Here is a 14,165-nt window from a genome sequence, read left to right on the forward strand (position 1 = left end):
CTAACGCTTTCACAATGATTGTAATCTGATGTCAAGGATAAGAGAATGATATATTCTACAAATTCCCCCTCATTTTTTAACCAAATTTCATGAATCCTAATTGGATTCTCTCAACCTTTTTCGGGCAACCCCTGTACGGTAGGCCGCTTCAATAACAGCCTCTCTCACTTTTTCAACTACCTTCTGATTAAATACGCTGGGAATAATATACGTTTCGTTCAATTCATCGTCCGACACAACCGATGCGATCGCATGTGCTGCCGCAAGCTTCATCGATTCATTAATTTCGCTTGCCCTGCAATCCAAAGCTCCACGGAAAATGCCCGGGAAGCACAGCACGTTATTGATTTGATTTGGTTTGTCAGACCTTCCCGTAGCCATGACCCTAACGTAAGGCTTGGCCTGCTCCGGGTCAATCTCTGGGATCGGGTTCGCCATTGCGAAGACGATTGGATCTTTAGCCATGGACTGCACATGCTCCACCGTTAAAATATTCGGAGCCGATACGCCGATAAAAACATCTGCATCCTTGATAACCTCGGACAAGCCGCCGACCTCCAAGTTCGGATTCGTCAAGTGAGCAAACGCTGTCCAATGCGGGTTATCGTAATGGGACTCGCGATGAATGGCGCCAAAGCGGTCCACACCGATCAAATTACGCACACCGGCGGCGAGCAGCATCTTCGAGCATGCGATGCCCGCTGCACCGATCCCGTTCACTACGACCTTTATATCCGACATTTGTTTGCCGGTAATCTTGAGTGCATTCAATAATCCGGCCAGCAGGACGACAGCCGTCCCGTGCTGGTCGTCGTGAAACACCGGAATATCGAGTTCCTGTTTCAAACGCTCCTCAATTTCGAAGCACCGAGGGGATGAAATGTCCTCCAGATTGATGCCGCCGAATGCCGGAGCCAATGCTTTGACAATACGGACAATTTCGTCGGGGTCCTTTGTGTCCAGACAAATCGGAAATGCATCGACACCTGCGAATTCTTTGAACAGCATGGCCTTGCCTTCCATCACCGGCATGGCTGCCATCGGTCCGATATCGCCAAGCCCAAGTACAGCCGTTCCATCCGACACGACCGCGATCATATTCCTTTTTATCGTCAATGAATAGGCCTTGCTTGGCTGTTCCGCAATCGCTGTGCAAACCTGGGCTACACCTGGGGTGTATACCCGGGACAAATCGTCACGGTTTTTTACCGGCGTTTTGGAAGCAATCTCGATTTTCCCGCCCAAGTGCACGAGGAACGTGCGGTCCGATACGTGAATGACCTGGACACCGCTTAGCTTTTGAAGCAATTCATGGATGGATTGGCTGTGCGCTTGATCTAACACATTGACGGTTATATCGCGGACCGTATGGGTACGCCCGGAGGAGATAACATCAATTCCCACAATATCGCCATTAGTCCCTTCGATTACAGCGGCTATATCGCCTAGAGAGGTTTGTTCTTTATCGATTTGAAGCCGAAATATCATATACGTGCTGGCAACGTTTGAAACTGACATATGTTTATACACTCTCCTTTTATCTTTGTAAAACGTTTCTTGGGCTTGCTTCCATTCAAGCAATCGTGAAACTCCTATCAGGACGGCATCCGTTTTATCTCTCGCCACGCCATAGGCTGCTTCACCGATCAGCGCAGCCCGGGCGTCATTTACAAGGATACAAGGCAATTCGAATCCCCCTTCAAACCACTGTTCAAAAGGAAACCCTACAGCGTCCGAATATTTATCGTTAATCGATAATAGGGTTCGGCTTGTTGGATCCACCACTCCCGGCGCTGCTAGCCCGATCCCCGTACATTCGGAAATGGAAGATCGACTTTGGGAAAGTAAATGATAAATGGCTCCTATTACATCCGAAAGACGACTTAACAGCCCTTTTTGCGATAAGGCCGGTAATCTCGTACTTGAGATAACGGTCCCATTTTGGACCAATCCGATTTGGATGTCGGTCCCCCCAAAGTCAATCACTATGTGCAAATATCATCCTGCCTCCACTTTTTCAATGATTATTAGTTGAACCTATTATTTCTTTTTCACTAAATACATAGCAAGAAGCAAGCCAATAGGAAAATAGGCGTTGAATAGGCAAATAAGCATACGTGGCATTTATTTTGTGAGCGGCTGCACAATTTTTTTACAGCAAACTGTAAAAAAATTGTGCAATTTAAAACAAAAAAAGAACACGGATTATGTTCCGTGTTCAATTCCGCAGCCGTATACATAGCTATATAAATGGACAACTTCGTCGTTCAATATGAACGAAGCCTGGATGAGAGAATTCTCAACTCCTCACGATACTTCATGACCGTACGCCGTGATATTTGAATGCCATCTTTATTCAGCAAATCGGTCATTTGTTGGTCAGATAATGGCCTTTTCTTATCTTCACGTTCCACAAGCAGTTTAATTTTAGTTCTGATGCTTTCGGCCGAAGCCTCTTCACCACTTACCGTTGATACACCGAACGGGAAAAAGTACTTCAATGCATACACGCCTTGTGGTGTAAGAATATATTTATTCTGTACAGCACGGCTGATCGTCGACTCATGAAGCCCTAATTGGGCAGCAACTACTTTTAAATTCATCGGTTTTAAGCAGCTGACACCTTTTTCCAAGAACGCGTTCTGTTCTTTCACGATAATTTCAATGACCCGGCGCAGCGTTATTTTTCTTTGAGCCAATCCCCACAACAGTTGCTCTGCATCCTGGAGCTGGTTTCGCACATAAGCGGATATGTCTCCTGATATATTTCCCGTAAAAAGCGAGCGGTATTCCTTGTTCATTATGACTTTCGGGAGAAAGGCATCTGTCATCGTAATTGCGTACTCGCCGTCAACTTTCTGGACTTTTGCATCCGGCTGGATATAGGATTGCTGTTGATGGCCGAACGCAAGACCGGGCCTTGGATTCAATGTGCGAATATACGCGATCGCATCCAGTAGTATATCAATGGAGATGTCCAGTTTATCCGCCAACTGCTTTCGGTTTCCATTAGCCAACTCTTGCATGTGATTAACAATCAATTCTGCAGCCCATGGGTCCGGGCTTGAGTCCCGCTGAATTTGCAGCAGCAAACACTCTTTCAAGTCCCGCGCTGCTATCCCGGCCGGTTCCAGGCTTTGAAGGCACGCAAGCGCATACAAAACTTCCTTTTCATCAGCATGGCAAGCCGCCAGAGCCTCATCTACGGAAATCTCCAGGTATCCCGATTCATTCAAATTCCCCGCCAAGTATTGAGCAATTGCAAGCGTGCTCTTAGGTATATTCGCAAGTCTCAGCTGAGCTAACAGCGCCGTCTCTGCCGTTTCACCCGGCCTGCTCAAGTTGTTCAACCAGCGATCCTTATGGTCGATGCCCGCCGTCCCACCTTTATTACTGCCGTTAATGCCGGTGGAGGGCCATTCTATGTCCAAAAACGGATTATCTGTCGCTTTATTTTGAATAAAATCGACCAGTTCATCCGAAGCTATTTGCAAAATAAAAATCGATTGCTTTAGCTGAGGCGTTAGATTCAGTTGGGTCGTTTGTGTCGCTTCGGCTGCAAGTTTCAGAATCATCATGTGACACCCCTATACCAAACTTCTATTAAGATTTATTGTAAAAGAATCAATTGCGAAATGATACTGGATATTTGCGTGAAATTACTGCAACAGCCGGTGTTCAATGAAGAACATCGGCTCTTGCGTTATACATGGCGATTACGGTTCCAAGCCGATCTTTTCGATAAAAAACCGCCGTGGAACATATTCGGTTCATAAGAAACGACAAATGCTTGCGGGTCTTTGAGCAATATTTCATGATAAAGCCGCTGCTGCTCCTTGCGGGAAATGACTATGGAAATGACCCACCGAGCACCTTCCTTGCCTTCACCCTGCCATACGGTAACCCCATAGCCTTTGGACCTTAATTCCTCAGCTATATAACTGAACTCGGCTTTCGTTACTGCCTGCACGGTGACAAACCCGAGGGCAAGCCGCTCCTCGATTTTCGTTCCGATCAGGACACCCAGCCCATAGCTTAGACAGTACACGATCAAATTGACAGGTTCGTCCAAATGATCCAGCACGATTTTGAAGCCGATGACATAGATTCCGATTTCGACCGCACTCATCAAGGCCGCGACATAGCGAAATCCTTTGACCATCAGGATAAAGCGAATTGTCAGCATGGAGACGTAAATCACTTGCAGGACGAGAATGATCAACAGTGTCGTCATCGGGATAAAATGGAATAGCTCATTCATTTCCCTCCAAACTCAATGACGTTACGGCCGACATTGACGCAAGAATGGTCGTGGAAGCTGTCAAACGCCTGATTAATTTGGTCCAGGTGAATGCGGGATAGCACCAATTCATCCAGCTGGAATTTGCCCTCCAAATAGAGCTGCGCGATAATCGGGAAATCCCGGAACGGATGCACATCGCCATAGAAGCTTCCTTTTAAAATTTTGCCGACGCGATGAAAGCCTCCTGCCGGAAGCGCCAACTCCTTTTTCGGATTGAACGCGCCGATCACCACGGTCGTGCCGCCTTTGCGCGTAGCCTGCCAGGCGGATGACGCCGCATGCGTATTGCCCGTACAATCGATGGCGTAATGAACGCCGAAGCCACCGGTCAGCTCCTTCAGCGCCTCGGCGGCGTTGACCTCGCCGACGCCCACGGTATGCGTGGCGCCGAACTTCTTGGCGATCTCCAGATTTTGCTCTTTCAAGTCGCATGCGATGATTTTGGAAGCGCCGGCAATCCGCGCGCCCTGAATTGCATTCACGCCTACGCCTCCAATGCCGAAGACGGCGACCGTCGAGCCTGGTCTCACTTCCGCCGCCCGGACAGCGGCTCCGTAGCCTGTCGCGACACCGCAGCCGATCAAGGAAGCTTGCGCAAAAGGCATATCATCCGGCAGTTTGACGCAGCTCATTTCAGGAACAACCGTATACTCGGCAAAGGTGGACAACAAGGAGTTGTGATATACCTGTTTGCCGTCCTTGCTAATGCGCGTTGTGCCGTCGAGCAGCGTGCCCGCGAACATCGGGCCGAACGCGGACTCACACAAATTCACTTTGCCCGTCTGGCAAAATTCACAGGTACCGCAAAACGGCACCCAGCTTAAAGCCACTTTATCGCCAGGCTTGACGGTTCTGACATTCGGTCCGACTTCAACGACAATTCCGGCGCCTTCATGACCTAGAATCGTCGGGATAGGCGTCGTTTCGTCAAGTAGTGCATTGTAATCACTGTGACAGACGCCTGTCGCTTCTATTTTGACTAGCACCTCATTCACCTGAGGCGGGGCAAGATCGACTTCCGTAATCACTAGCGGTTTCCCGATTTCTGTCATGACGGCTGCTTTCATTTTCATAATGCGACGTCCTCCTAAGACAATAGTTTAATGAGCGATCCAGATCGCTTTCGATTTGGTATAAGAACTTAAGGAATGTATCGCGTATTCCTTGCCCCAGCCGCTTTGTCTAAACCCTCCGAACGGACTCGCGTAATCGTAACAGCCATAGCGGTTGACAAACACTTGTCCAGCATCCAACTGCTTCGCAACCCGGTGCGCTCTTGACACATCGTTCGTCCATAGTCCTGCGGCCAAACCGTAGATCGAGTCGTTCGCAAGCCGAACCGCTTCTTCTTCTGTATCAAAAGGAATCACAACGAGCACAGGCCCGAAAATCTCTTCTTGTGCCACGATCATATCATTCGTCACATCGGCCAGGATCGTTGGCCGGACGAAATAACCATTGGCATTGTCGCCTTCTATGTCCCGATAGCCGCCAGCAGCAATGCGGGCGCCCTGGTCGACACCTTTTTGAATGTAGCCTAGGATGCTTTCCATGTGCGCTTTGGATACTTGCGGGCCTTGATTCGCATCCGGGTCGAATTGGTCACCCAAGCGGTAGCTGTCCGCAAACTCGGCAAGTTTCGCAACGACAGTTTCATAGATGGGCCTTTCCACAAACAGCCGCGTGGGAGCGGAGCATTTTTCCCCTTTATGCGTGAATAGTCCGTAAAAGGAACGCTCGATTGCCGCTGCCATATTCGGCGCATCGGCGAATAAAATATTCGGCGATTTGCCGCCAAGCTCAAGTGTCACAGGCTTCAGATTCGAATCCGCGGAATCGTGAACGAGCTGCTTGCCGACACCCGTGCTTCCGGTAAACGAGACTTTATCTACGCCCATATGACGCGTTATATAGGAACCGATGCGGCCCTCGCCGAGAATGAGGTTGATCGTCCCCTTCGGTAAAAGACCGGAATCATGAATGATTTCAAATAAACGGATGATCGAATAGCTCGTCGTGCTTGACGGCTTGAATACGACCGTATTGCCCATCGCCAGCGCTGGAGCCAGCTTCCAGACGCCCATAACGATCGGGAAGTTCCAAGGTACGATTTGACCGCATACACCGATCGGGTCTTTGGTTGTAAAACTAGTAAAATTGCCCTCTACCGGGTTCACTTCGCCATAGAATTTATCTACCCAGCCTCCGTAATACTCAAATAATTCGGCGGCTTCCGTCACGTCATCCGCATAAGCTTCCTTGTATAGCTTTCCGTTGTCCAGCGCCTCTAACGTCGCCAGCTCCTCATGATGCTCGCGAATGAGCGAGGCAATCCGCCACATGACGCGCCCCCGTTCTTTGCGGGACATCGACTTCCATTCCCCTTGCTCAAACGCCTGACGTGCGGCAGCTACCGCCAGGTTCACATCTTCTTCATTCGCGCCGCGGAAGTTCCCAAGCACTTGCCCGTTAGCCGGATTGATCGAGCTAAGCAGCGAGCCTCTGCCTTCCACCCATTCTCCGCCAATATATAGAGATTTCGTTATTTTTAACCAATCCTTCGCCCAGTCCAATCGGGCATGCCGAATGTTACTCATGCTTCTCTCTCCTCCCGAATTTTACAATGATCTGCTCCGGTTTCCATTGCTTTAGCCACTCCGCTACCTGTGTATACCCGTATGTTTCCTTCAAATCAACGATCAGCGGAATGAAACTGTCTGCGTAACGCTTGCATGTTTCTTCATTGACCGTGATACCGGCCAAGCACCGATAATCGAATATATCTGCCGTGCGGGCGAGCATCTGTATACTGTCGAGCAGTAGCGTGCCGATGAAACCGTCAGCCAAGTTCAAATGCACCTCGCCGAGCTCTACCGCCGACTGGATAATCGCATCATTGCCGCCGATCAGCAGACCGCAATGGATTACCGTTTCCGGAATGACCGGATTGACTTTACCTGGAAAAAAGGAGGATCCTGCCTGCACCGCAGGAAGCGTCAGCTCGGATAATCCGGTTTCGGGGCCTGAAGCGAGCAGCCGCAAATCTTTGGCCAATTTTACGAGCACTGCTGATGTGAGCCGAATTTCTGCTGACAAACGGCCTAAATCGTCCGGATATTGCGCTGCATCATACAGATTCGGCCGCAATCGCAGAGGAAGCGCTGTTATTTCGGCGAGCACAGGGACAATTGCTTGACGGTAATTCAAGCTGGCTCCTGTGCCGGAGCCGATCACAGTCCCGCCCAGATTGATGTGATGAATGCCATCCACCGCATGATCCACTGCTTCCAGCCGGCGCCACAACGCAGATGCCGTCGCCTGAAACAAAACCCCTGCCGATACGCGCATCCCGTCCTGCCAGCAGGTGCGGGCGATCGTTGTTACCGGCTCCAGCTCCAATGCCTTTGCTTCTAGCGTTGCTATGATCCGAAGCAAGTTCATCTTTAACGACTTCGCTGACTCAATGAGCGCAATACGAATTGCCGTGTGGCATACGTCGGCTGTCGATTGGGACGCATTCACATGATCCGCGGGATGCACATCTCCCCCCGCCAGACCGGCGATCACTTCGTTCACGTTTATGTTGATGCCGATACTCCCGCCGCCGTGGAAGGCGTCTACGGGAAATTGATCCGTATACTCGCCTTTGATCAACTTATCACAAGCGGCGATGATCGCGTCCCTGATCGGTTCGCCGATCGTCCCGTCTTGCGAATTGGCGATTGCCGCCGCTTTTTTCACGGCTGCGAGCGCGCGAATGTAAGCAGGAAATTGCGCCAGGGTCCGGCCTGAGTAGCTCATATTGGCGACCGTTCGCGCCGTCTGTATGCCGTACAAGGCATCATCCGGGATATGCAGCGATCCGAACACATCATTAACTTCCCGCATAAGTACGTCCGTGTTCTTCCATTTGATCCAGGATCGTATCAATATCGATTGTCCCTATACGGCAATTCATGTGATTGACAACCGTCAGTTCCTTTACTCTTGTTTCAACCAAACGGGTGAATACATCCTTCACGCTTTCTTCTAGCTGAACGACATTGTAGCTGCTGACGACAGGCCCTTTTTCCCAATTCTTCACATCAAGAATGTCGCTGATTTTGAGTAGATTCATCCGCCGGTAAATGTCTCTGTCGCCGACCAGCTTTTTCACAAAATCATTGACAGGGCTCGTAATTATCGCATACGGAGTATCGAACTGGACGATTCGACCGCTCTGCATCACCACGATCCGATCGGCAAGCCGGAAGGCTTCATCCACATCGTGAGTAACGAAAAGAATCGTTTTCTTCGTCTTGCGCTGAATGCGCCGCAGTTCGTCCTGCAAGCTGAGCCGCGTGATGGCATCGATAGCGCCGAAAGGTTCATCCATTAACAGAATGCTTGGATCGGCGGCCAGTGCGCGGGCAATGCCGACTCTTTGCTGCTGGCCGCCGGACAGCTGGCTCGGCAGCCGTTTGCGGAAAACTTTCGGATCGAGGTGCACCATCTCCAGCAGCTCGTCGATACGCTCGGAAATCACCTTCTCATTCCAGCTAAGCAGGCGTGGAACTACGGCAATGTTATCTTCGATCCGCATATGCGGAAACAGCCCATTCTGCTGAATGACATAACCGATCCGGCGGCGCAGCGTCTCCGGCTGCATCGCCATGATGTCCGTCCCGTCAATCTCGATCGTGCCCGAAGTGGGCTCATACAATCGGTTGGTCATCTTGAGCAGCGTCGTTTTTCCGCAGCCCGAAGGACCCAGGAAGACGATAAACTCGCCTTCCTGGACGGATAAATTGACATGGTCGACAGCTGGAGCCATAGCACCTGGATACTGTTTAAACACCTGTTTGTAATTAATGCTCATCAGTTACTCACCTCATCAGAAATTCAAATTGACAGAACGGAAGTGCGAAGGCTGGATCTAGCCTCCGTCCACTCCCCCATCGATGTACAACATTGCTTGTATTGTAAGCAAAGCGACTTCAGCGCTATTTGATAAGTTTGTTTTCTTTAAGGAATGTTTTGGCTACATCTTCAATTTCTTGCTTCTCAGGACCGTCAACCTGCCAGTTCAATTTTTGAATGGCTTTGTCATCCAGCAGCTTGGATAATTGATTCAGGCGATCCTTAATTTTCGGTTCCGCACTCAGCTTCTCATTGCGAATCAGCGGCGCTACCTGATAAGCCGGGAAGAAGCCTACATCGTCTTTCAGCTGGACCAATCCCATGCCGACAATTTGTCCGTCGGTTCCTACGGAAACCGTCACATCCGATTGCCCGTCTTTCAACGGATTGTAACGAAGGCTGTAATCGATCTGGAATTGCTTCTTGAACTTGAAACCGCCTTTATCTTTAAATACTTTTTGCAATCCAGGCAGCGAATCCTCGCGTACATCGAATTCCTGCGGATAGGAAAGTGTTAGCTCGTTAGAATTTGCAGCCAGATCCGAGATCGTTACAAGCTTATATTTGTCAGCCGTCTCTTTCTTCACTGCAAAGCCGTAAGTGGCGTTCTCTTGTGCCGAATCCAGCCACGTGAGGTTCCATTGTTTGAAGCCGTCGGCCAGCGTTTGCTCCACCTTCTTCTGATCCTTCTCCACCGGCTGCTTGAGCATAACCGTCAGGCCTGTCCCCGTATATTCCGGATAAATGTCCAGGTCGCCTTTTTTCAACGCTTCAAATGTCGGAGCCGTACCTCCCAGGCTTAACTTCCTCGTTACTTTAATACCCATATCTTCGAAGATTTCGGCATACATCTCGCCAATCAAATGGTTTTCCGTGTTATCTTTGGAACCGACAGTCAGAGCAAGCTTACTTGACGAGGCTCCGTCCGTTGAAGCTGTCTTCGTGCTGCCGCAGCCAGCCAGTGCTACTGCTGTAATCGTTAGAACGGATAGTACCAAAATGCGTTTTTTCATATGAATGTCCCCTTTATCAAATAGATTTAATTTTTCAATCGCCTTGTGGGCTGCATTGATCATTTATCAGTAATAACTCAAACGCTTTTGAATGTAAGCGAATACACTTTCGCTTGCGATCGCCAACAACGCGACGGGTACAGCTCCAATGAGCAAGTAGCTTTTCGACATCATGCTGACGCCATTGATAATATAGCTGCCCAGCCCGCTTCCGCCAATCAATACGGCCAGCGTCGCACTCGCGATAACCTCCACGGAAGCCGAGCGAACGCCTGCCAGCATAACTGGAAGAGCAAGCGGAAACTCGACTTTGAACACCGTCTGCAGCGACGTCATGCCCATTCCTTTGGCGGCTTCCTTGACACCAGCGTCGATTTCGCGAAACGCAACATAGGTGTTAATAATGATGGGTGGACAAGCGAGCACGATCAAAGCAAGCAGCGCGGGCAAAAAACCAACCCCCAGCACCGGCATGGCCAAAGCCAGAATCGCGAGACTCGGTACGACACGGAACATATTGATGCCGTTAATGATATAGTTGGCCACTGCCAGCTTTCTGGAAATCCAGATGCCAAGCGGAACGCAAATGAGCAGCGCGACGCCTACGGCCGTGAGACTGAGTACGAGGTGGCTAAGCAAGTTGCTCCAAAATACGGAAGCGTTTTCTTGAAAATACGTTTGAATTTCTTTCCAAAGCACGGATGGTTACCTCCTTTAGCAGCGCTACGCCAATTTCGGACGAAGCAGCTTCTCAATCAATCTAAACAAACCATCTGCAGCGATGGCCAACAACGTAATCGCGATGGTTCCCGCAATAATTTTGCCGGTATGCTGATGATTCAAGCCTTGAAAAATAAGCGTTCCCAATCCGCCTCCACCGATCCAGGCTGCAATGGTCCCGATCGAGATGATGGATACGGTTGCAATTCGAATCCCAGCCAGAATGACTGGAACGGACAGCGGCATCTCAATTTTCCAAACGATTTGCCATTTGCTCATGCCCATTCCTTTGGCCGCTTCGAGCATCATCGGATCGATGCCTTTAATGGCCGATATGATATTCCGGACCAAAATCATCTGGGCATAAGCGACGAGCCCGATCGTTGCCGTTTTGACGCCCAGTCCGGTATATGGAATCAATGCCGCATAGAGCGCCATGCTCGGTATCGTATACACGATGCCCAGCATACCGGTCACCGGCGTGTGGAGCCGCCGGTACTTCGCGACCAAGAAACCGATCGGAAAAGCGAACAGTAAGGCCATCCCGAGCGATGTAAACGTCAAGAGGACGTGTTCTCCAAACAAGGCCCCTACCTTTTCCCAATTGTTGAATAAATAGCTCATCAGCTTTCACCTACATACACGTGCTTGTAATCATAACTTTCAAGCGCTTCTTCATCGAGTTCGATACCGAGCCCCGTCGTATCCGATGCTTTGAAAGGCAAGTCCAAAGGAAGCAGATTATGTTTGATATCGCTTGCAGTAATTTTCATCTTGTCACCTCTTCTATTTGGATGACTATATACAGAGCAAGAAGCGTGCCAATAGAAAAAACCGACGTTGAATAAGCAAATAAACATATGAGGCTCTAATTTTGTAAGCGATTGCACAAAATTTTTACGGCAAACTGTAAAAAAATTGCGCAATTTCAATATAAAAAGAACACGGTTTATTTTCCGTGTTCATCGATTCAAAATATGATTTTGCAGCAAAAATTCGCGGGCTATTTGGGTCACATCCTTATGCAGAATATCGACCTGGTACATCAATTCCATCATATTGCTATTATTGACGACTTGAGCAATGGGTCTGATGATATCGCTGATCTCTTTATTTTGATCGAGCGTATTTTTGAGAATAACCGGAGCCGTGTGGTACGGCGGAAACGAATGCCGGTCATCCTCGATAACCACCAGATGAAGTTCTTTAATCCGGGGATCGGTGGCAAGACCAATCACTACTTCTACACGTGACTCTTTGACAGCCTGCGGCAGCAGGCTTGTATCCATGGCAACAATTTGATTGCGGGGGATGGTAAAATCATAAATTTCCTGAAGCCGTTTCACGCCATCTTCCCTCTGCAAGTATTCATCGTTCGTGGCGAACTTCATTGAAGCCCGGTTCCCCTCAAAAACGCGAATCAGATCCGATATGGTCCGAATGCCAAGCTGCCGCGCGATATCGTCCCGCATCAGCAGCGCCCAGCTGCTGTTAAACTCACTTCGCGGCAGCCAGACGATCCCTTTCTCCGCATCGGATGCCAAGACGGCTCGATACACTTCGTCCGGATCGAACAGCACAGCTTGTTTCTGATAATATTGCCTCGCCGTCGTCGTATATTCCCAATACAAGTCGATGACCCCCGCCTCCATCGCAGAGCGGACCGCATCGCTATCGAGTGTAACCATCTCATTCACCGGATATCCGTGCTCACGCAGCACAAGCGAGGTCATTTTCATCAGCAAATATTGCTCCGTTATCGACTTGGATCCGACCGTTATTCTCGTTTTGTTGAGAGGAAGCGGTTTATGGCTTACATTTGGCGCATCCAAGGCTCCGCGGTTACAGGACGATAGGAAGACCATCAGTAGCACCCCCAACAACGAGCTACATAACAATTTGTATTTCGTCATCGTTTGATCTTCTTCATTTTATGGATTAACGTGTTACGGGAAATGCCCAGCAGATCCGCTGCTTTCGTCTGGTTTCCCTTGACGCGGAGCAGCGCGTCCTCGATCATCTTTTCCTCGACCTCTTCGAGCACGTCTTGCAGCTTGCCGGCCGGAGATTCCACTGGTTTCGTTTCAATGGAATCCGAAAGATTGGGAGGCAAATCTCCGATATGCAGATGGCCGGTCGTTTTCATAATATGCATCCGCTCCAGCACATTGAACAGTTCCCGTATGTTGCCTTGCCAAGGCAAAGTTTCAAGCATTTTTTTGAGCTCATCGGAGGCAGTCACCGATTTGCCGTATTTCAAATTGAGATCCTTCAACTTTAGTTGGATAAGCATCTTGATGTCCTCTTTACGTTCGCGCAGCGGCGGCAAAACAATTTCCACCAGGTTCAAACGGTAGTATAAGTCCTCGCGAAACTTGCCGCTGCGTACGAAATCCTGAATATTCCGGTTCGTCGCGGCAATAATGCGTACATCCACCTGGCGCTCTTGATGACTTCCAAGCCGTATAATCCGCTTTTCTTCGATGACATGCAGCAGCTTTGCCTGGGTTGCAAGGGACATCTCGCCAATCTCATCTAGGAAAATGGTGCCCTGATTGGCCGCCTCGAATTTGCCGATGCGCGTATCGATCGCGCCTGTGAAAGCCCCTTTTTCATAACCGAACAATTCGCTCTCCAACAGGTTCTCCGGAATCGCCGCACAATTGAGGGATATAAACGGGTGCTGATGGCGATGGCTCATCTGATGAACCCATTTAGCAAGCGCCGTTTTGCCGACTCCGCTCTCTCCGAGCAGCAAAATGCTGGCATCGGTTTGATTGACCCGCTCGAGCATCTCGCGAATTTGCTTCATTCTGTCGCTTACAAATGCCATAGTGCCCGTAAATTCTTCAGTGTCCGTTAGCGGCAGAACCGTCTGAATCTTTTCGGCCAACACTTTCAATTCAATCGGTTTGTTGAAATAGTCTGCAGCGCCGAGCTTCATCGCCATTACTGCATTTTCCACATTTCCGTATGCGGTCAGCATAAAAACGAGCAAATACGGATGCTTCTGTTTAATCGCCTGGAGCACGTCCAGTCCGGTCATATCCGTGAGCATATAGTCCAAGATGACTGCTCCGTAGGTAAGCCGCTCTATCAGACCGATAGCCGTCTTGCCATCTTGGGCTGTGTCGACTTGATAGCCGCAGCGTTCCAATTTGATGGCAATATTCCGGCATAACTTCACTTCGTCGTCTACTACCAGAATTCTGTGTGTCATTCAGCTTCCT

The 14,165-nt window shown here is 49.5% G+C and carries 13 protein-coding genes and 1 pseudogene; all 14 read right to left on the reverse strand.

Annotated features, from left to right (window positions below):
* Window positions 1–96: 96 nt before the first annotated feature.
* On the reverse strand, window positions 97–1,488 hold the full coding sequence (locus PUT07_RS00435; RefSeq protein WP_379239627.1) for an NAD-dependent malic enzyme: 1,392 nt from the start codon (window positions 1,486–1,488) through the stop codon (window positions 97–99).
* Window positions 1,489–1,596: 108 nt separating this feature from the next.
* A pseudogene (locus PUT07_RS35525) lies at window positions 1,597–1,986 on the reverse strand (ROK family protein); the annotation flags it as partial.
* Between the two features lie 281 nt (window positions 1,987–2,267).
* Window positions 2,268–3,578, reverse strand: coding sequence for an RNA polymerase factor sigma-54 (gene rpoN, locus PUT07_RS00440; RefSeq protein ID WP_274465747.1), 1,311 nt, complete (start codon window positions 3,576–3,578; stop codon window positions 2,268–2,270).
* Between the two features lie 125 nt (window positions 3,579–3,703).
* Window positions 3,704–4,261 (reverse strand): DUF2179 domain-containing protein, encoded by a 558-nt coding sequence (locus tag PUT07_RS00445; RefSeq protein WP_274465748.1) that lies wholly within the window; start codon window positions 4,259–4,261, stop codon window positions 3,704–3,706.
* Window positions 4,258–5,376 carry a Zn-dependent alcohol dehydrogenase gene (locus tag PUT07_RS00450; protein ID WP_274465749.1) on the reverse strand — a complete coding sequence of 373 codons (1,119 nt, stop codon included), beginning with the start codon at window positions 5,374–5,376 and terminating at the stop codon, window positions 4,258–4,260. The genes PUT07_RS00445 and PUT07_RS00450 overlap by 4 nt, the downstream gene beginning before the upstream one ends.
* A 27-nt stretch (window positions 5,377–5,403) precedes the next feature.
* Window positions 5,404–6,900: an aldehyde dehydrogenase family protein gene (locus PUT07_RS00455; protein WP_274465750.1), complete on the reverse strand. Its 1,497-nt coding sequence runs from the start codon at window positions 6,898–6,900 to the stop codon at window positions 5,404–5,406.
* Window positions 6,893–8,233, reverse strand: a complete 1,341-nt coding sequence (locus tag PUT07_RS00460; RefSeq protein WP_274465751.1) for a lyase family protein — start codon at window positions 8,231–8,233, stop codon at window positions 6,893–6,895. Before PUT07_RS00460 ends, PUT07_RS00455 begins: the two co-directional genes overlap by 8 nt.
* Window positions 8,178–9,161, reverse strand: coding sequence for an ABC transporter ATP-binding protein (locus PUT07_RS00465; RefSeq protein ID WP_274465752.1), 984 nt, complete (start codon window positions 9,159–9,161; stop codon window positions 8,178–8,180). Before PUT07_RS00465 ends, PUT07_RS00460 begins: the two co-directional genes overlap by 56 nt.
* 124 nt (window positions 9,162–9,285) lie before the next feature.
* Window positions 9,286–10,215: an ABC transporter substrate-binding protein gene (locus PUT07_RS00470; RefSeq protein WP_274465753.1), complete on the reverse strand. Its 930-nt coding sequence runs from the start codon at window positions 10,213–10,215 to the stop codon at window positions 9,286–9,288.
* A gap of 66 nt (window positions 10,216–10,281) precedes the next feature.
* Window positions 10,282–10,914 (reverse strand): ABC transporter permease, encoded by a 633-nt coding sequence (locus tag PUT07_RS00475; protein ID WP_274465754.1) that lies wholly within the window; start codon window positions 10,912–10,914, stop codon window positions 10,282–10,284.
* Window positions 10,915–10,938: 24 nt separating this feature from the next.
* The gene (locus tag PUT07_RS00480) at window positions 10,939–11,559 is read right to left on the reverse strand and encodes an ABC transporter permease (RefSeq protein WP_274465755.1); all 621 of its coding nucleotides are present in this window, start codon (window positions 11,557–11,559) and stop codon (window positions 10,939–10,941) included.
* On the reverse strand, window positions 11,559–11,708 hold the full coding sequence (locus tag PUT07_RS00485) for a hypothetical protein (protein ID WP_274465756.1): 150 nt from the start codon (window positions 11,706–11,708) through the stop codon (window positions 11,559–11,561). Before PUT07_RS00485 ends, PUT07_RS00480 begins: the two co-directional genes overlap by 1 nt.
* Window positions 11,709–11,897: 189 nt before the next feature.
* Window positions 11,898–12,800, reverse strand: a complete 903-nt coding sequence (locus PUT07_RS00490) for an ABC transporter substrate-binding protein (RefSeq protein WP_274465757.1) — start codon at window positions 12,798–12,800, stop codon at window positions 11,898–11,900.
* Between the two features lie 44 nt (window positions 12,801–12,844).
* The gene (locus tag PUT07_RS00495) at window positions 12,845–14,155 is read right to left on the reverse strand and encodes a sigma-54-dependent transcriptional regulator (protein ID WP_274465758.1); all 1,311 of its coding nucleotides are present in this window, start codon (window positions 14,153–14,155) and stop codon (window positions 12,845–12,847) included.
* Window positions 14,156–14,165: the final 10 nt, after the last annotated feature.

The organism is Paenibacillus sp. MAHUQ-63, assembly GCF_028765165.1.
Classification (GTDB): domain Bacteria; phylum Bacillota; class Bacilli; order Paenibacillales; family NBRC-103111; genus Paenibacillus_E.

Bases quoted from the DNA above. Each gene is read 5' to 3' on its own strand.
- PUT07_RS00490 (WP_274465757.1), bottom strand. From the start codon at position 12,800: ATGGTCTTCCTATCGTCCTGTAACCGCGGAGCCTTGGATGCGCCAAAT.
- PUT07_RS00480 (WP_274465755.1), bottom strand. From the start codon at position 11,559: ATGAGCTATTTATTCAACAATTGGGAAAAGGTAGGGGCCTTGTTTGGA.
- PUT07_RS00450 (WP_274465749.1), bottom strand. From the start codon at position 5,376: ATGAAAATGAAAGCAGCCGTCATGACAGAAATCGGGAAACCGCTAGTG.
- rpoN (WP_274465747.1), bottom strand. From the start codon at position 3,578: ATGATGATTCTGAAACTTGCAGCCGAAGCGACACAAACGACCCAACTG.
- PUT07_RS00495 (WP_274465758.1), bottom strand. From the start codon at position 14,155: ATGACACACAGAATTCTGGTAGTAGACGACGAAGTGAAGTTATGCCGG.
- PUT07_RS00455 (WP_274465750.1), bottom strand. From the start codon at position 6,900: ATGAGTAACATTCGGCATGCCCGATTGGACTGGGCGAAGGATTGGTTA.
- PUT07_RS00470 (WP_274465753.1), bottom strand. From the start codon at position 10,215: ATGAAAAAACGCATTTTGGTACTATCCGTTCTAACGATTACAGCAGTA.
- PUT07_RS00435 (WP_379239627.1), bottom strand. From the start codon at position 1,488: ATGATATTTCGGCTTCAAATCGATAAAGAACAAACCTCTCTAGGCGAT.
- PUT07_RS00445 (WP_274465748.1), bottom strand. From the start codon at position 4,261: ATGAATGAGCTATTCCATTTTATCCCGATGACGACACTGTTGATCATT.
- PUT07_RS00485 (WP_274465756.1), bottom strand. From the start codon at position 11,708: ATGAAAATTACTGCAAGCGATATCAAACATAATCTGCTTCCTTTGGAC.
- PUT07_RS00465 (WP_274465752.1), bottom strand. From the start codon at position 9,161: ATGAGCATTAATTACAAACAGGTGTTTAAACAGTATCCAGGTGCTATG.